The 17,972-nt window shown below is 62.2% G+C and carries 16 protein-coding genes; 10 read left to right on the top strand and 6 right to left on the bottom strand.

Features of this window, described 5'->3' with window-relative positions; genetic code table 11:
* Positions 1-31 precede the first annotated feature (31 nt).
* The 4 genes from KEM63_RS04270 to lnt are packed head-to-tail and all read left to right on the top strand — an operon-like array spanning position 32 to position 3,898.
* The gene (locus tag KEM63_RS04270) at positions 32-1,066 is read left to right on the top strand and encodes a PhoH family protein (RefSeq protein ID WP_223654962.1); all 1,035 of its coding nucleotides are present in this window, start codon (positions 32-34) and stop codon (positions 1,064-1,066) included.
* The gene (gene ybeY, locus KEM63_RS04265) at positions 1,056-1,514 is read left to right on the top strand and encodes an rRNA maturation RNase YbeY (RefSeq protein ID WP_223654961.1); all 459 of its coding nucleotides are present in this window, start codon (positions 1,056-1,058) and stop codon (positions 1,512-1,514) included. The genes KEM63_RS04270 and ybeY overlap by 11 nt, the downstream gene beginning before the upstream one ends.
* A gap of 6 nt (positions 1,515-1,520) precedes the next feature.
* Positions 1,521-2,360: an HlyC/CorC family transporter gene (locus tag KEM63_RS04260; RefSeq protein WP_223654960.1), complete on the top strand. Its 840-nt coding sequence runs from the start codon at positions 1,521-1,523 to the stop codon at positions 2,358-2,360.
* An 11-nt stretch (positions 2,361-2,371) separates the two neighbouring features.
* Positions 2,372-3,898 carry an apolipoprotein N-acyltransferase gene (lnt, locus tag KEM63_RS04255; RefSeq protein WP_223654959.1) on the top strand — a complete coding sequence of 509 codons (1,527 nt, stop codon included), beginning with the start codon at positions 2,372-2,374 and terminating at the stop codon, positions 3,896-3,898.
* Here the strand turns inward: lnt and KEM63_RS04250 are convergent.
* The gene (locus KEM63_RS04250; protein WP_223654958.1) at positions 3,860-4,117 is read right to left on the bottom strand and encodes a hypothetical protein; all 258 of its coding nucleotides are present in this window, start codon (positions 4,115-4,117) and stop codon (positions 3,860-3,862) included. The two genes, lnt and KEM63_RS04250, sit on opposite strands and share 39 nt — an antisense overlap.
* A 182-nt stretch (positions 4,118-4,299) precedes the next feature.
* On the opposite strand from KEM63_RS04250, the gene leuS reads away from it, so the two are divergent.
* The 5 genes from leuS (at position 4,300) to KEM63_RS04225 (ending at position 10,532) form a co-directional block, all read left to right on the top strand.
* Complete coding sequence (gene leuS / locus KEM63_RS04245) at positions 4,300-6,906, top strand: leucine--tRNA ligase (protein ID WP_223654957.1); 2,607 nt, start codon at positions 4,300-4,302, stop codon at positions 6,904-6,906.
* A 20-nt stretch (positions 6,907-6,926) separates the two neighbouring features.
* Complete coding sequence (locus KEM63_RS04240) at positions 6,927-7,469, top strand: LPS-assembly lipoprotein LptE (RefSeq protein ID WP_223654956.1); 543 nt, start codon at positions 6,927-6,929, stop codon at positions 7,467-7,469.
* Positions 7,470-7,475: 6 nt separating this feature from the next.
* Positions 7,476-8,504, top strand: coding sequence for a DNA polymerase III subunit delta (holA, locus tag KEM63_RS04235; protein WP_223654955.1), 1,029 nt, complete (start codon positions 7,476-7,478; stop codon positions 8,502-8,504).
* Positions 8,505-8,660: 156 nt separating this feature from the next.
* A complete protein-coding gene (locus KEM63_RS04230) occupies positions 8,661-10,112 on the top strand; it encodes a GMC oxidoreductase (protein ID WP_223654954.1) in 1,452 nt (483 codons plus the stop codon).
* A 9-nt stretch (positions 10,113-10,121) separates the two neighbouring features.
* Complete coding sequence (locus KEM63_RS04225) at positions 10,122-10,532, top strand: twin-arginine translocation signal domain-containing protein (RefSeq protein WP_223654953.1); 411 nt, start codon at positions 10,122-10,124, stop codon at positions 10,530-10,532.
* On the opposite strand, the gene cfa is transcribed toward KEM63_RS04225, so the two are convergent.
* Positions 10,525-11,607, bottom strand: a complete 1,083-nt coding sequence (cfa, locus tag KEM63_RS04220) for a cyclopropane fatty acyl phospholipid synthase (RefSeq protein ID WP_423747851.1) — start codon at positions 11,605-11,607, stop codon at positions 10,525-10,527. The two genes, KEM63_RS04225 and cfa, sit on opposite strands and share 8 nt — an antisense overlap.
* Positions 11,608-11,969: 362 nt before the next feature.
* Here cfa and KEM63_RS04215 point away from each other — a divergent pair, with 362 nt between their 5' ends.
* Positions 11,970-13,175: an MFS transporter gene (locus tag KEM63_RS04215; protein ID WP_223654951.1), complete on the top strand. Its 1,206-nt coding sequence runs from the start codon at positions 11,970-11,972 to the stop codon at positions 13,173-13,175.
* 18 nt (positions 13,176-13,193) lie between these two features.
* Here KEM63_RS04215 and KEM63_RS04210 read toward each other — a convergent pair whose 3' ends face one another.
* The 4 genes from KEM63_RS04210 to KEM63_RS04195 form a co-directional block, all read right to left on the bottom strand.
* Complete coding sequence (locus KEM63_RS04210; RefSeq protein WP_223654950.1) at positions 13,194-14,051, bottom strand: universal stress protein; 858 nt, start codon at positions 14,049-14,051, stop codon at positions 13,194-13,196.
* 11 nt (positions 14,052-14,062) lie between these two features.
* Positions 14,063-15,553, bottom strand: coding sequence for a SulP family inorganic anion transporter (locus KEM63_RS04205; RefSeq protein ID WP_223654949.1), 1,491 nt, complete (start codon positions 15,551-15,553; stop codon positions 14,063-14,065).
* A gap of 305 nt (positions 15,554-15,858) precedes the next feature.
* The gene (locus KEM63_RS04200) at positions 15,859-16,452 is read right to left on the bottom strand and encodes a hypothetical protein (RefSeq protein ID WP_223654948.1); all 594 of its coding nucleotides are present in this window, start codon (positions 16,450-16,452) and stop codon (positions 15,859-15,861) included.
* Complete coding sequence (locus KEM63_RS04195; RefSeq protein ID WP_223654947.1) at positions 16,449-17,768, bottom strand: sialidase family protein; 1,320 nt, start codon at positions 17,766-17,768, stop codon at positions 16,449-16,451. The genes KEM63_RS04200 and KEM63_RS04195 overlap by 4 nt, the downstream gene beginning before the upstream one ends.
* Positions 17,769-17,972: the final 204 nt, after the last annotated feature.

The raw sequence follows: 17,972 nt of genomic DNA, 5'->3' as shown, positions 1-17,972 counted from the left end.
ACCGTGAGCCACAGGCGACCTACTGACCACATTGAATACATCTTCGGACATCCACCGCTTTAGTATCGAACCCGTCGACTCCCGCCGCTTTGCCAACCTGTGCGGCCAGTTCGACGAGCACCTGCGTCTGATCGAACAGCGTCTTGGCATCGAGGTGCGCAATCGAGCCAACCAGTTCGAGCTGATCGGCGATCCGGAGATTACCCGCTCCGCCGAAGCCGTGCTGCGCCAGCTTTACCGCGAGACGCGCGGCAATGCCGACCTGACGCCCGATACCGTCCACCTGTTTCTGCAGGAGTCCGGACTGGAAAATCTCAGCGAAGCCCGGCACGACGGTCAGCCGCCGATGGTGCTGCGCACGAAGCGCGTGACCATCCAGCCGCGGGGCCCGAATCAGCAGAGCTATGTCCGCTCGATCCAGGAACACGACATCAATTTCGGCATAGGTCCGGCAGGCACCGGCAAGACGTACCTGGCCGTCGCCTGCGCCGTCGATGCGCTGGAGCGCGAGCAGATCCGCCGCATTCTGCTGGTGCGTCCGGCCGTCGAGGCCGGCGAGAAGCTCGGCTTCCTGCCCGGTGATCTTTCGCAGAAGATCGATCCCTACCTGCGTCCCCTGTACGACGCGCTGTACGAGATGCTGGGCTTCGAACAGGTCGCCAAGCTGATCGAGCGGCAGGTGATCGAGGTCGCCCCCCTGGCATACATGCGCGGCCGCACCCTGAACAACAGCTTCATCATTCTCGACGAAAGTCAGAACACCACGCTGGAGCAGATGAAGATGTTCCTGACGCGGATCGGCTTCGGCTCGACTGCGGTCATTACCGGTGACATCACCCAGGTCGACCTGCCACGCGGCACGCGTTCGGGTCTGACCCATGTGATCGAAGTTCTGAAGGACGTAAAGGGCATCGGCTTCACTCACTTCCGTTCCAAGGACGTGGTCCGCCACCCCCTGGTGCAGCGCATCGTCGAGGCCTACGATCGGTTCGACGACCAGCAGGAACAGCGCAAGGCCGATGAACGTCGCGAACGCGAAGCCCGCGAGCTGCGCAATGGCGATTGAAGTCGACATTCAGCGCGCCTCTGAAGCGGCCGACCAGCCTGACGACGAAAGCTTCATACGCTGGGCCGGGCTCGCCCTCAGGGACCGGCCCGGCCATGAGCTGACCATCCGTCTGGTTGACGAGGACGAGAGCCGGACCCTTAACCGCGAATACCGCGACCGGGATTATCCGACCAACGTTCTATCGTTCCCCGCTGATCTGCCCCCTGAACTGAACATACCCCTGCTGGGCGATCTGGTGGTATGTGTTCAGGTGGTTCAGCGCGAGGCGCTGGAGCAGCGGAAATCCGCCGAATCACATTGGGCTCACATGGTCATTCATGGATGCTTGCATCTACTGGGTCATGACCATATAGACGATGCACAAGCCGAGGAAATGGAAGAGATCGAGCGCCAGCTGATGGCCGAACTCGGCTTTCCCGACCCCTATATTGCCAATCATGAGTAAGGACCGATGAGCGAAGATCGATCGACCAATGGGCACAAGTCCTGGCTGGACAAACTGGTCCAGGCTTTTGTCCATGAACCCCAGAGTCGCCAGGAATTGCTGGAGCTGCTGCGCGAGGCGCACGCCAACGATGTCCTGGATATCGAGGCGCTGTCGATCATTGAAGGTGCCCTGCAGGTATCGGACATGCAGGTGCGCGACATCATGATCCCCCGGTCACAGATGACCACCATCAAGGCAACCCAGACGCCGCGCGAATTCCTGCCCGGCGTGATCGAAGCGGCGCACTCGCGTTACCCGGTGATCGGTGAAAGCGTCGACGACGTGCTCGGCATCCTGCTCGCCAAGGATCTCCTGCCACTGTTGCTGGAGGACAATACCGACCGTTTCAACATCAAGGATCTGTTGCGACCGGCCACCTGCGTGCCCGAGTCGAAGCGGCTGAACGTGCTGCTCAAGGAGTTCCGGTCGACCCGCAATCACATGGCGATTGTCATCGATGAATACGGCAGCGTATCGGGACTGGTCACCATCGAGGACGTCCTCGAGCAGATCGTTGGCGACATCGAGGACGAGCACGATGTCGACGAGGACAGCTACATCAAGCCGCTGCCCAGCGGCGACTTCCTGGTCAAGGGCCTCACCCCGATCGAAGACTTCAACGACAGCTTTGAAACCGAATTCCCCGACGAGGAATTCGATACGGTAGGCGGCCTGGTGATGAACGCATTCGGTCACCTGCCCAAGCGCAATGAGGTCGTCGAACTGGACGGCTTCCGCGTGCGCGTACTCAACGCCGACAGCCGCCGCGTGCATCTGCTGCGAGTGACCGTAGTCAACACCTGAGGCGCTCCGGCTTGCTGACCCCACTTCTCCATCGCCTGCAGGGCTCCGGCTGGCCAGGCCATCTGCTGGCCGTCATCGCCGGCGCGCTCACCACCCTGGCTTTGACACCCTTCGATGTCTGGCCGCTGGCTCTGACATCGACCGCACTGCTGTATTGGCTGCTCAAGCCACTATCGGCACGACAGGCCGCCGTACGCGGCTGGGCGTGGGGCGTGGGATTGTTCGCCAGCGGCATATCCTGGGTGTATGTCAGCATTCATGTACACGGCTACGCACCGGCCTGGCTGGCGGGGTTGTTGACGGCACTGTTCGTCGCTTCCCTGGCGCTATTGCCGGCTTTGATGGGCTGGCTCTGGGCGCGCTGGTTGCGTCCTTTCCACCCGGGTTGGTTATCAGCGTGCGGCTTCGCCGCCCTGGTCATCGGCCAGGAAATATTCCGCGGCTGGTTCCTTACCGGCTTTCCCTGGCTCTACCAGGGCTACGTCCATACCGATACCTGGCTGATCGGCTGGGCGCCGATTGGCGGGGTCTGGCTGACAGGGTATCTGGGAGTACTCACCGGCTGTCTGGTGATCGAGCGGTGGATCTGGACCGGCTTGCGCAGCGCCGGCGCGGCGGTGCTGGTCATTGCCACCGTCTGGCTTGGCGGCCTGGGCCTGGCACAGCTGGAATGGACGCGTCCTGTCGGCGACCCGCTGTCGGTAGCGCTGGTTCAAGCCGACATAGCCCAGGCCCGCAAGTGGGATCCGGCGCACATCGACCACACGCTGGCGCTTTATAGAGACCTCAGCTACGCGCAGAATCCGGTGGACATTCTGGTCTGGCCGGAGACGGCCATCCCATTGCTGGAAAGCACCGCCCGCGACTTCGTCCAGGGCGTGGCAGCGAACCTGGCCGAACGCGGGACCACACTGATCACCGGCATACCGGTCGACGAATACGCTGCAGACGGTTCATTGCGCATTTACAACGGCATCATGGTGGCCAGACCCGAACCGGACATCTACCTGAAGCACAAGCTGGTGCCGTTTGGCGAATACGTGCCGCTCGAGGACTGGCTGCGTGGGCTGATCGCCTTCTTCGACCTGCCCATGTCGAGCTTCTCGCGCGGGCCGGCGGATCAGGCGCCTCTTCGAGCCGCCGGTTATCGCCTGGCGCCGCTGATCTGCTACGAAACCGTGTATCCCGCCTTCACCGCAAAGCTCGCCGCGCAGAGCGAACTGCTGATATCGATCAGCAATGACAGCTGGTTCGGCCATTCCATCGGGCCGCTGCAGCACCTGCAGATGGCGCGCATGCGCTCGATCGAGAGTGGACGCTGGATGATGCGGGGCACCAACAACGGGGTCACTGCACTGATCGATGATAGGGGCGTGATCCGCGCGCGCATCCCGCAATTCCGCCAGGCAACACTGAGTGGCTGGGTGCAGCCGCGCGAGTCGTTGACGCCCTATCTGCGCGTGGGGAGCTGGCCACTCGGGCTGCTGCTGGTGGTGACGCTAGTGGTATGTATCGGGCAGCGCCGGCGGGCGCGGTAAGGCGCGGTCGACGTCGAGGGTGTTCAGGATCCGGCGCAGCAGGCGCGCGTCCTCCGGCGAGAGGCCGCTGAGTTCCAGCTCGGTCAGACCATTGGCCTGGCCGGTGAGCCATTGGCGGGTCCGCGCCATATCCAGCGCCTGATCAAGCCGCCTGAGCAGACGGCCGTAGGAGGAATCCCGGCTCCAGCACATCAAGGGCTCCGGTTCCGGTGTTTTCATTATAGGTCTCCTCTGCGGTTAACGACGCGGCGCCCTGCCGCCCCTAACCTTGAGCATAGACGCGCCGCGTCGGGGTACCGCAGCTGGCGACGAATGGCATACGACTACCTGAGGCCGGGCTCGTGGTGTATCCTGCGGCATTACTTTTCGTGACCCCCGACGAGCCCAGCTAAGCGCACACCATGCAAGAACAGTATTTTCCCCGCGAGATCGAATCCGCTGCTCAGACCGACTGGAATGCCAGCGACGCATTCAAGGTTAGTGAAACTCCCGGCCGGGACACTTACTACTGCCTGTCGATGTTCCCCTACCCCAGCGGCAAGCTGCACATGGGGCACGTGCGCAATTACACGATCGGTGATGTGATCGCCCGCTATCAGCGTATGCAGGGCAGGAACGTGCTGCAGCCGATGGGCTGGGATGCCTTCGGTATGCCGGCGGAAAATGCCGCGATGAACAACAAGGTCGCGCCCGCGAAGTGGACCTACGACAATATCGACTACATGCGTACCCAGCTGAAAAGCCTGGGACTCGCCATCGACTGGTCCAGAGAGTTCGCCACCTGCCGCCCGGAATACTACCGCTGGGAGCAGTGGCTGTTTACCCGGCTGTTCAAGAAGGGTGTGATCTATCGCAAGAACGGTACGGTCAACTGGGATCCGGTCGACCAGACCGTGCTCGCCAACGAGCAGGTCATCGACGGCAAGGGCTGGCGTTCCGGCGCCGAGATCGAAAAGCGCGAGATACCCATGTACTACTTCCGCATCACCGACTATGCGGAAGAGCTGCTCAGTTCACTGGATGACCTGCCTGGCTGGCCGGAACAGGTCAAGACCATGCAGCGCAACTGGATTGGCAAGTCGGTGGGCATGGACGTCGCCTTCCCGTATGACGCTGAGTCCATCGGCGATGACGGTCAGCTGAAGGTTTTCACTACCCGCCCTGACACGCTGATGGGAGCCACCTACGTGGCCGTCGCCGCAGAGCATTCGCTGGCAACACAGGCCGCTGCAGGCAACCCGCAGCTGCAGCTGTTCATTGACGAGTGCAAACGTGGCGGCGTGGCCGAGGCCGACATCGCCACCCAGGACAAGAAGGGCATGCCGACCGGTCTGTTCGTTCGCCACCCGCTTACCAATGAAAGGCTGCCTGTGTGGGTCGCCAACTACGTGCTGATGAGCTATGGCGAAGGCGCGGTGATGGCGGTTCCCGCTCATGATGAGCGTGATTTTGCGTTCGCCACGCAATACGACCTGCCGATCAAGCCGGTGGTGCGTACATCCACCGGCGACACCACGCCTGCACCCTGGCAGGACGCCTATGCCGAGAAAGGCCCGCTGATCAATTCCGAGGAGTTCGACGGGCTGGATTTCGCGAGCGCCTTCACCGCCATCGGCGACGTACTCAAACAGAAGGGACTGGGTGATACCCGCACGCAGTTCCGCCTGCGCGACTGGGGCATCAGTCGCCAGCGTTACTGGGGATGCCCCATCCCGATCATTCACTGCGACGCATGCGGCGACGTGCCGGTACCTGAAGACCAGCTGCCGGTCGTGCTGCCCGAAGACGTGGTTCCCGATGGTGCCGGCTCGCCGCTGGCGCGCATGCCCGAATTCTACGAGTGCACCTGCCCGCGCTGTGGCAGCGCGGCGCGGCGTGAGACCGATACCATGGACACCTTCGTGGAAAGCTCCTGGTACTTCGCCCGCTATGCTTCTCCGCATTACCAGGATGGCATGGTCGATCCCGCTGCGGCGGATCACTGGCTGCCGGTGGACCAGTACATTGGCGGGATCGAGCATGCCATCCTGCATTTGCTGTATGCGCGATTCTTCCACAAGCTCATGCGGGACGAAGGTCTGGTCGGCTCTGACGAGCCCTTCAAGAACCTGCTCACCCAGGGCATGGTCATTGCAGAAACCTACTATCGTCTGGCCGATAATGGCGGCAAGGTCTGGTTCAATCCCGCCGACGTGCAGGTCGAGCGCGATGCCAAGGGCAAGATCATTGCCGCACGGCTGGCCAGTGATGGCCAGCCCGTTGAGATCGGCGGCGTGGAGAAGATGTCCAAGTCCAAGAACAACGGCGTGGACCCGCAGTCGATGATCGATCAGTACGGCGCCGACACCTGCCGTCTGTTCATGATGTTCGCCTCGCCGCCCGACATGAGCCTGGAATGGTCCGACTCCGGCGTGGAGGGTGCCAGTCGGTTCCTGCGTCGAGTCTGGCGGCTGGCCCATCAACATGTCGAGCGTGGTTCGACCGCGCCGCTCGACCTTGCCGCGCTGAGCAATGCACACAAGGACGCACGCCGGGCGATCCACCTGGCAATCCGGCAGGCTTCGCAGGATATCGGTCATAATCACAAGTTCAACACCGCCATCGCCGCCGTGATGACGCTGATGAACGTGCTCGAAAAGCTTCCGCAGGACAGCAGCCAGGACCGGGCACTGCTGCAGGAGGGACTGGAAACCGTGGTACTGCTGCTGGCTCCGATCACGCCGCACATCAGCCATGCCTTGTGGCAGCAGCTCGGCCACGCCGACCTGGTGATCGATGCACCCTGGCCGAAACTCGACGAAGCCGCCCTGGTGCAGGACACGCTGCAACTGGTCATACAGGTCAACGGCAAACTGCGTGGGCATATGGACGTCGATGCCGATGCCGGCCGTGAAACGATCGAAGCCATGGCAAGGAGCAACGAGAACGTGCTGCGCTTTACCGAGGGCCTGACGATTCGCAAGGTGATCGTCGTTCCCGGCAAACTGGTCAACATTGTCGCCAACTAATTCTGCAACGGAGAGCCAAGATGGCTGCCAAGAGTCCCCGTTTTCTGCTCGGCTGCGTCCTCGGACTGACCCTGCTGACCGCCGGCTGCGGCTTTCAGCTGCGCGGCACCGGTGTCGACAGCGTTGATCTTGATCGGTTGCATCTGACCACGATGCGCCCCGACAGCGTCATCTATCGCGAAACTCGTCAGAGCCTCGAATCCGACGGCGTGACCATCACCGCTTCGGCGCCCTACCATCTGCAGCTGCTCGACGAGCGCACCGAGCGCGTCGCGGTCAGCTATACCGGTCGGGCGACCGCGGCAGAGATCGAACTTCGCAGCTCGCTGACTTTCATCATCAGTGATTCGCAAGGTCGCCCTCTGGTCGGTCCGGAAACGCTCGGCACCCAGCGCGTCTATGTCAATGACCGTAACAACGTCGTGGGCACCAATGAAGAAGAGGCGTTGCTGCAGGGAGAGATGCAGCGCGACCTGACTCGCCAGTTGCTGTTCCGTCTGTCTTCACTGACCGAATCGGAGCTGTCTGCGCGCGAACAGGCTCTCGACAGGCAGATGCCCTGAGGGCTCATGAAACTCAACGCCGCGCAGCTTGCCCGCCAGCTCGCCAATGAGCTGGCTCCGGTCTATGTCGTCAGCGGCGACGAGCCTCTGCTGACCGGCGAGCTCGCCGATCTGATTCGTCAGGCGTGCCGGGCGGCCGGCTGTGAAGAGCGCGAGGTATACCATGTTGAACGCGGTTTCGACTGGTCCCAGCTCTACGACGCCAGCCATAGCCTCTCGCTCTTTTCCAGCAAGCGTCTGATCGAGCTTCGCATCCCCGGCGGCAAACCCGGGGATGACGGCGCCAAAGCCCTTCTCGCCTGGCTGGACGATCTCCCCGAAGACATCACGCTACTGGTCTCCCTGCCCAAGCTTGACGGGAGTACGCAGCGCAGCAAGTGGGCCAAGGCGCTGGTCGACCATACCCACACCCGCTTCGTCCAGGTCTGGCCGATCGAGCCTGCACAATTGCCGAACTGGATGCGCGACCGTCTCGCCGCAGCGGGCATTCAGGCCCACCCGGATGCGCTGGAGCTGCTCAGCACGCGAGTCGAAGGCAACCTGCTGGCCGCTGCCCAGGAAGTGGAAAAGCTCAAGCTGTTCTGTCAGGGACAGGTGCTCGATGTCGAAACAGTCGGGCAGGTCGTCGCCGACAGTGCACGTTACGATGTCTTCGGCCTCGCCGATGCGATGCTGCAGGGCCAGCCGCAACATGCGCTGCGCATGCTGAACGGGCTACGCGGCGAAGGCGTCGAGGCACCGGTCATTCTATGGTCGCTGAGCCGTGAACTTCGTGCGCTATCGAGCATGGCTGACGACCTCGCCCGCGGCCTGCCGATCGACCGCATATTCGCCGCCCAGCGTCCGCCGGTCTGGGACAAGCGCAAGCCGCTGATCGCGCAGGCGCTCAAGCGTCATCCGCAACAAGCGTGGCCGCAGTGGCTGCGCATAGCTCAACACGTCGACGAACAGATCAAGGGCCAGCAGCCGGGCTCGGTCTGGGACGGCCTCACCCGTATCGTCGCCGAAGTGTCCGGCGCCCGCCTGATGCTCTAAGCGAGACCCGTTTCACACTTTCCTGCTGAACCATCCCCGAACCCGAGTGACTAAGCAACTGCATGTTTCGCGAGCCATTTCTGGCTGCCGTCGCACAGGACAAAAGGGACACGCTGCTCCGGTCGCGGACCGTTGGCAGTTCCCGGGAACAAATACATGGATATCAATCGCAAGACACCCGCCGATATCGATCAACAGCATTACGATATGGTGGTGATCGGGTCCGGATTCGGATCATCGTTCTTCCTTTCCGAAGCACTCAAGCACACCAAGGGCCGCGTCCTTATTGTCGAATGGGGCGATTATCATCCCTGGGCCTGGCAGATTGAAAAGCAGCTCAATACAGCGATACCGACGGCCGAGACCTACGCGAATCGCCATGACAAGCCCTGGAACACCACCATTGCGCTCGGCGGCGGAATGAACTGCTGGTTCTCGCAGACACCTCGGATGCATCCGAGCGATTTCGCCACGCAGTCGAAATACGGTATCGGGCACGACTGGCCGATCAGCTATGACGATCTTGAGCCCTTCTACTGCCAGGCCGAGGAGATCATGTCGATAGCCGGTGATGCGGATATGCACCGGGCGTTGCCACGAAGCAAGCCGTTTCCGCAGCCGCCACACAAGGGCTCGTCGATCGATGTGATCATGAAACAGGCGATGCCGGATCATCATTTCATCATGCCGACCGGTCGCGCGCGCGTAGCGACTGGCAACCGCAGCGCATGCTGCGCCAATGCCACCTGCAATCTGTGCCCCGTCAACGCGAAGTTCACCGCCGAGAACGGCTTCAGCGACCTGTACAGTCACCCGCAGGTGGATGTCTGCCTGAAAACCGAGGTGCGCACCCTGGAGAGCCAGGGCAATGCAATTCGCAGTGCTACCCTGGCGTCGGAGGGTCGCGAGTTCGTCGTCCATGGCGACCTGTTCGTGCTTGGCGCAAACGCCATCCAGAGCCCCGCGATTCTGCTGCGGTCGGGAATCGAGCATGGCGATACAGGGCGCGGGCTGCACGAGCAGGTCGGACTGGACGTCGAGGTGTACCTCGACGGGCTGGGGAACTTCGACGGCAGCACCATCACCACCGGGCTGAACTACTTCTTCTACGATGGCGACTTTCGGCGCGAGCGCTCGGCGTGCCTGGTCTACTTCGAGAATCGCTGGCCGCATGGCCTGCGTCTGGAGCCTGGCCGCTGGAACCAGACGCTACCGCTTATGCTGGTTAGCGAAGACCTGCCCAACCGCGACAGCCGGATCACCGTGGACCCATCCAGCGGCCAGGCGGTGATCGATTATGCAGGCGAGTCGGCGTACGCCGAGCGCGGCATCCAGCATGCATTCGATCATCTGAACGAGCTGCTGGCGCCCCTGCCGGTGGAGTCGATCGAGGCCCGGCGCAAGCGCCTGACCGAATCTCACGTGCAGGGCACCCTGCGTATGGGGCGCGACGGCGATGGCTCGGTGGTCGATTCCGGAATGGTTCACCACCGGATGCGCAACCTTGTGGTGGTCGGCACTTCCACCTATCCCAGCTGCTCGCCGGCCAATCCCAGCCTCACCGCCGCGGCGCTCTCGCTCCGTGCGGCAAACCTGCTGTTCAGCTGAGGAGTCCCCATGAATCGACGTCAGTTTCTCACCCTCTCCGCAGCCGGCGTGACCGTGGCGGCGCTGGGGTCGGCAGCATGGCTGTACGAAGACGAACAGGACTACGTGCTCGGGCTGGTCCGTCAGTACATCGGCGACTTCCGCATGGAACAGGCGCAGCGCAAGCGCTTCGTGGACGACGTCACCGCACGCTATGGTGATCTCAAGACGGCCATGCTGGTGGGGCTGCACAAGGTTCGCGATCACACCGGCGCGGGTATCGACTACACCGACGAACGGGTTGAGTGGTTCGAACGGCGCATCGTCACCGAGTTCATTACCTCCACCGATTACGTGCGCAAGCAGGGCGAAAACAACCCGACGCTCACCTATCTGGGCATTCACACGCCCTGCACCAACCCCTTCGCAAGATTCAGCTGATTCGCCGGTAACCGCTTGCGACGCCTTCGCGCGAGAGAACCCACTGCCACAGCTGGATGTCGCGCGCTCGGAATGCGCCGGCACACGAGAGCAGGTAATACCGCCACATCCGGTAGAACCGCTCTCCCAGCCTATCGGCGAAGCGCGGCCATGCCGCTTCGAAATTGGCGTGCCAGGCCATGAGCGTGCGGTCGTAATCGGCGCCGAAGTTATGCAGGTCCTCGACCACAAACAGCTCGTCCACCGCATCGCCGATCTGTCCGATCGAGGGTAGGTCGCCGTTGGGGAAGATGTACTTGTCGACCCACGGATCGGGCACGCTGTGACGCAGGTTCTTGCCGATGGTGTGCAGCAGAAACAGTCCGTTTTCCGCGAGGCACCGATGGGCGACTTCCATGAACACCCGGTGATTCTTGCGTCCGACATGCTCGAACATGCCGATGCTGACGATCCGTTCGAAGGTGCCCTCGACCTCACGATAGTCCTGAAACCGGAACTCGAGTGGCAGATGCGGGTAGCGTGCTCGCGCCCAGTCGGCCTGCTCCCGCGAGATGGTCACGCCGGTGCACCGCACCCCGTAATGCTCGGCCGCATAGCTCATGAAGCTGCCCCAACCGCAGCCGATGTCGAGCACTCGCATGCCGGGCTCCAGGCGGAGCTTGCGGCATATCAGATCAAGCTTTGCCCGCTGAGCCTCGTCCAGCGTCGAAGCGTCGGCCCAGTAGCCGCAGGTGTAGGTCATGCGCGGATCCAGCATGGCCGAGTAGAAGTCATTGCCGAGATCATAATGCTGCTCGCCGACCTGCCGCGCTCTGGTCAGCGTCTGCAGATTCAGCAACCGCGCACGCAGACCATGGATCACGAACCGAAGCGGATGCACCTCGCGGTGGATGCGCGCACTGAGCAACCGATTGAAGAACTCGTCCAGCGCCGGCACGCTCCAATCGCCGTCCATATACGACTCGCCAAGTCCCAGATTGCCCCTGGACAGAACGCGCTCGGGCACCCCCGGACTGTGGAACTGGATATCCCAGGGTCTGTCGCCGCCGATGCGGATATCCGCTCGGGCAAGCATCTCTTCAACGAGCCTATGAAAGCCCGAGTCCGGTTGCGACAAGACGCGCACCCGCGACACGCTGCCGGTCTGCTCTGGCATGACGCTCCTCCACACGGGGTCCTTGAATGGGGATGCCGCAGCCAGACGAAACGCCGGGGTGCTGCGGCTGGAACGTCCGGCTGCGACAGCGTCATGCAAATAACTCGAGGCAGCGACTTCAGACGCCAGGCGTGACCGGCCACCGGTGCGGACCCTGGACCGGGCCAGCCGATACTCAGCCTGTGATTCATGCAACTCGCTCAAAGTATTTTTAGCGCACTTTTGTCGAAGATGTTGTCGAACCGGCGAAATCGTCCGAAAAACCGTATCGGGACAATCCATTGAAGCGCCCACCACTCCCCGGCTTTCTGCGGGAAAACCCATCGCTCGGCCTGTTCGCGCTGCTTTGTACGGCGGGGTCCGGCTTCGGCCAGACCTTCCTGGTGGGCGTGTTTGGCGACGCGCTGCGTAGCAGCTTCGGCTTGAGCCATTCCCTGTACGGCCTGCTTTACAGTACGGCAACCCTGGGTGCCGCAGCCTTGCTGCTGCGCTTCGGTGGGCTGGTCGATCGCTGGACGCTGCGGCGCGTCGCCCTGCTGGCAGCCTTCGTACTCGCAGCGGGCTGTCTGATGCTGGGCGGCGCGCTGCACGCGGCGATGGTCTGGGCCGGTTTCTTCCTGGTCCGCTTCGGTGGACAGGCGATGCTCTCGCATATCGGCATGAGTACGGCGGGGCGTTACTTCACGCAACAGCGAGGCAAGGCCGTGGCCTTTGCAGCTGCCGGGTACCCGTTGTCCGAAGCGCTGCTGCCGATGCTGATCAGTCTGCTGATCGTACTGACCAGTTGGCGTTGGGCCTGGTTGGCCAGCGGTCTGATCGTGCTGCTCGCACTTCTTCCCGCCCTGCTCCACCTGAGTCGCCATGCCACCCATCCCCAGGCTGGCCAGACAGCCGACACGCAGGCCATGCCGGGCAAGACACGGGCAGAAGTGCTCGCTGATCCGTGCTTCTATCTGCTCCTTCCGGCCACTATCGCCGTCCCATTCATCGTCACCGCGCTGTTGTTCCACCAGGCAGCCATCGCCGGGCTGAAAGGTTGGCCGGCGGATGCCTTCGCCACGGCGTTCTTCGCCTACGGCGCCGGGCATATGATCAGCCTGTTGGTCGCCGGACCCGCAATAGACCGCATCACGGCCCAGCGCATGCTGCCGCTGGCGCTCCTGCCAATGCTCGCAGCGCTGATCACGCTGACGTTTGCCGGCGCGGGCTGGGTACCAGTGGTGTTTCTCGGCTTGTTGGGGCTGAGCCAGGGCTCGATCAATGCAACGCTCGGCGCGCTCTGGCCGGAGCGTTACGGAATTCGCCACATTGGCGCCATCCGTTCGGTCATGCAGGCGATCATGGTGCTCTCCACCGCCTTCGCGCCGATCCTGCTAGGGTTCATGCTCGACGCCGAGGCGCTTCCGGCGACGATCGTCGGCAGCCTCGCCGTTGCTACCGCCGGCGCGGCCTTGTTGGCGTACTCGGCGGTGCGGCGTTCCTGCTGACCGGGCGGGTGCCCTCGCTCAGCGAAGCAGCAGCAACGGCCGCCTGGTATGGGCAAGTATGTTGGTGGTCGTGCTGCCTACAAAGAAGCGGCGAATGCGGGAATGACCGTAGGCGCCCATGACGATCAGGTCGATGTCCTGTTCTTCCTCGTAGTCGAGCAGGACCTTCTCGACGTCGCCCGCGCGGATGGTGGCCTGCACCGAGAAACCTTCCCGCTCCAGCTGCTGCTGAGCCGAACGGACCGCTTCCCAGGCATCATTGGTATCGGCACCCACCATCACCAGATGAATAGGCAACCCCCGGAACAACGGGCTGCCTGCAATCATATCCACGCTCTTGCGAGTGCTCGGCCCGTTGTCGAAAGCAATCATCACGCTCCGGGGCGGACGAAAATTACCGGCCGTGACCAGCACGGGACGATGCATGGTACGGATCACGCTCTCCAGGTGGGTGCCGACGTGATCCCCGAGGGAATCACCCATTGCGCCCTGACGTCCGATGACAAGCAGCCGGATGCTGTCCTCCAGCTCGGCGAGCGTATCGACGAGAGCGCCGTGACGCTGCCGGCTGAACGGCTCACTGGCTCCGGCTTGCTGAACCCGTTCCATCGCCGCTTCGAGCAGAAGACTGCCCTGCTCTCGCATCAATCTGGCGCGCTTTTCATCCAGGTCGGCAAGTTCGTTAAGCAAGTGCTCGCGACTACCGAGCCCGATGTTGCCGGACAGGTTGCGCTGGGCCGGAGACGGCTCGTGATCGAGTACGTGCAGCAACATGAGCGGCGCCTGCAGCTGCCGGCTTGCCCAGGCCGAATAGTCACAGACTGCCGGGGTGGAGTTGGACCCGTCTATACAGGCCAGAACACAGGATGTGGTCATTGTTGTTCTCCTCAGTGACCCATCAACTGGTCGACGGCGTCCGGTTTGTCGTGAACGCCGAATCGGTCGACGATGGTGGCGCTGGCCTGGTTCATGCCAACGATGTCCACCGCGGCGCCCTCACGCCGGAACTTGATGACGACCTTGTCCAGCGCAGCGACAGCGGTGATATCCCAGAAATGCGCCCGGCTCAGATCGATAGTGACCTTTTCAAGGGCTTCCTTGAAATCAAAGGAGCCAATGAACTTGTCGGAAGAGCTGAAAAACACCTGGCCGACAACCTGGTAGACGCGTTCGGTACCGTTGGGATTGGCTTCACTGCCGACATACAGGAAGTGACCGATCTTGTTCGCGAAGAACATCGCAGCCAGCAACACCCCGACGAACACGCCGTACGCCAGATTGTGCGTTGCCACCACCACCGCGACGGTGGCAACCATGACGATGTTGGTCGATAGAGGATGCTTTCGCAGGTTGCGTAGCGAATCCCAACTGAAGGTGCCGATCGACACCATGATCATGACCGCGACCAGGGCAGCCATCGGGATCAGCGCCAGATAGTCGCCCAGAAACACCACCATCAACAGCAGGAACACCCCGGCAGACAGTGTCGAAAGACGCGTGCGGCCGCCCGATTTGATATTGATGATCGACTGACCAATCATCGCGCAGCCAGCCATGCCACCGAGCAGGCCAGCGCCAATGTTGGCGACGCCCTGCCCCTTGCACTCGCGGTTCTTGTCGCTGGGTGTATCGGTCAGATCATCGACGATCGTTGCCGTCATCATCGATTCCAGCAGACCCACCACGGCCAGCGCGGCGGAATACGGAAGGATGATCATCAGCGTCTCGATGTTCAATGGCACGTCCGGCCAGAGAAATATCGGCAGTGTGTCCGGCAGATCGCCCATGTCGCCCACGGAGCGTATATCCAGTCCGAGGTAGACGGCGATCGCGGTCAGCACGAGGATACAGACCAGCGGCGACGGGATGGTCCTGCCGATGACCGGCAGGTACGGGAAAAGATAGATGATGCCCAGGCCGGCGGCGGTCATGGCGTAGACGTGCCACGTCACATCGGTTAGCTCGGGCAGCTGCGCCATGAAAATCAGTATCGCCAGGGCATTGACGAAACCGGTGACTACCGAGCGCGATACGAAGCGCATCAGCGAGCCCAGTTTTAGATATCCGGCGATGATCTGCAGTACGCCGCACAGCAGCGTGGCGGCCAGGAGGTATTCGAGTCCGTGTTCACGGACCAGCGTGACCATCAGCAACGCCATCGCGCCGGTGGCCGCCGAAATCATACCCGGGCGTCCGCCGGTGAACGCGATGACCACGGCGATGCTGAAGGAGGCATAAAGGCCCACACGCGGGTCTACGCCGGCAATGATGGAAAACGCGATCGCTTCCGGGATCAACGCCAAGGCTACCACGAGTCCGGAGAGCAGATCCCCCCGAAGGTTGAAAAACCATTCTTGTCGCACAGTTTGCAGGTTCATACGATGTCCAGAATTACTCCGATCCAGGCGCATTGCTGAGAACGCGCAGACATGACGTAGCGCGGGGGCTCAGGTCAGGTGGCAGAATCGTATTGATCGAGTGTTGCGAATAGTCAGACACGTCTGACTACAGAGTGGCGCGTTCGCGGACAGGTGCCGCGCGGGGCGAGAGCTACGGTGGCGTAAGCCTGGGGATACCTTGCATGGTTCGTCTACACGTGTCGGTCATGGTCAGGGCGGGCACTTTAGCATGGACCAATAGATCATGACTATCGGTGCGCGCGCCGGCCCGCCCAGCGTGCCGTTCAAGCCGTTGCGTGCCGTCCGGTCAAGCGCAGCGCCATCCAGCGTGCGGTTGCGACGACGGCGAACAGCACAAGCAGCGGGTCCACGATGTAGTCCCAGTAGTTGGGTGAGGCCTTGAGTTGCAAGGCAAACGCAACTGTGGCCAACGAAAGGACCACAGCCAGCCGGCGGTTTTCCAGGCAGACCATTGCCAATGCGATCGCGCCGGTGACACCAATCAGGATCATCGGCGTGTAACCCCAGCGGTAGGGATCGAACATGCTCATTCCCAACGCAGCGGGATACAGCACCACCCCGGCTATGACGAACAGCAGGTATGTCTGCAGCTGATGCCACGATCGGGGACTTCCTAGCCACCCCAGGCGCTGCAGCGTCGCAGCGCCGAGCAGTGCCAGTGTCGTGATAGCCAGGTCGTCGGTCACTGCCCGGACATAACCCGCCAGGGGCATCCCGCCCGGGAGTGGCACCGCGCCTATCAACAGCGCAGCAAGGAGGATTCCCCACCTTGCGACGGGTGCGAGTCGCGCAGTCGGAATGATCAGGAACACGATGAATGCAAAGCTGAGGTAGGCGACCCAACTGGTGAAGATCATTGGTGGGCCTCCAGCCAGTCGGCGTTGAATGAAACATGTTTGATGAAGCTGTTGTTCCAGGAGTAGACCAGGTGAAAAGCGCCATCGGCTGCTGAAATCATGTAGGGATACTCGTATTCGAATACGCAACGGTCATCGCGGCACATACGCTTATCCAGCTCGGCGATGAACTCGTCCAGCAGCGGCCTGCGGCGCTCTCCGCTGGATGCGAGAAACTTAGCCGTGAGCAGGGGCTCGTAGACCGCACGCGGGAACGGGTCCCCTTCGCGATCGGGCGAGGCATCCAGCTCCGCAACCAGCGACCAGGCGCTCAGGCTCGGAGTGGACTCGTCAAGGCTCAGCCGGAAACGGCCATCGACCAGGTTGTTCTGAGCCACCAGCAGCGTGTTGCGATGCGAACGCACGGCGGCCAGCGAGCTATTGGGGTTGAAGGGAGTCACCGCTCGTTCCTCGCTCCAGGTTCGCCCGGCATCCTCGGTCACCGCAGCCAGCGCATGCCCGCGTCGCCCGGCATAGCGCAGCAGCGCAATGGCTCGATCGGCGGACAGCGGCACAATGGTAGGCTGCAGCGAGTTCGTGCCGTCCGCTATGCGGAATTTGTCCTGCACTCGACCATCGGCACTGAGATACAGGTACTCGGGAAACTTGCCGAGGAATTCGTGATAGACCGGCAGGCCGATCGAACCGTCGGCGTGGAACACCGGCGCGGAACGCACCAGAGTGCTGATGTTGGTGAACGGCGACGTTACCATCTGCCTGGGCTCGGACCAGGTCTGGCCGAAATCCTCGGACACCATGCTGTTGATCGAACTGCCGGCCCAGCCGCCGAGCGATACCGATACATAGAACAGCCACAGACGCTGATCGGGCGCCAGAGCGATGACCGGGTTGCCCAGTTTGCGAATGGGTTTGCCCACTGCCCGCCGCGTCATCTCACGGGTGACCAGCACCTGCTCGTCGGCCCAGCCGCTGCCGGGCTCGAAACGAGCTGACCGAATCTGCACGTCCGCAGCTCCTTCCCGCGAGCCGGCAAACCAGACCGCCATCAGACCCCCTTCGGGCAACGCTGTGATCGACGGCGCGTGCACGAACTCATCCAACTCGGAGGACGCGAACGCCTGCGTGTAGATCGGCTCTGAAACGTGTGCAGTCAGCTGCGCTGCATCAAGCTTGGAGGCCAGCGCTTCGGAGGTTCTGGCTGATGCCTCCGGGAAGGCGAAGCCGGACATCTGATAATCAGGGCTTTGGATCGCAGCAAACCCGAAAGCGAGTACCACACCGACAGCGAACGCCATCTTACCGGTCGGAAATTTCATCAATATTCCTGTTCTTGTTCCCACTTCCCTATGCCTGGACAGCACGCTTGCGCCGCAGCGAGCCTATGCGGCGCCGAATGGCCATCCAGCATAAGCATACCGCCAATGGCGTGGCCCGCATTGGTAATGGCGGGCTACGCCGCCACGTCATCGGGCGCATAGCATACCAAGCGAATGTCCAAAGCGGAGCCCTGTTCGTCAATC

This window comes from Halopseudomonas nanhaiensis, assembly GCF_020025155.1.
Classification (GTDB): Bacteria; Pseudomonadota; Gammaproteobacteria; order Pseudomonadales; family Pseudomonadaceae; genus Halopseudomonas; species Halopseudomonas nanhaiensis.
The sequence above is the reverse complement of the archived record's forward strand: the minus strand, read 5'-3'. Positions and strand labels throughout refer to the sequence as shown.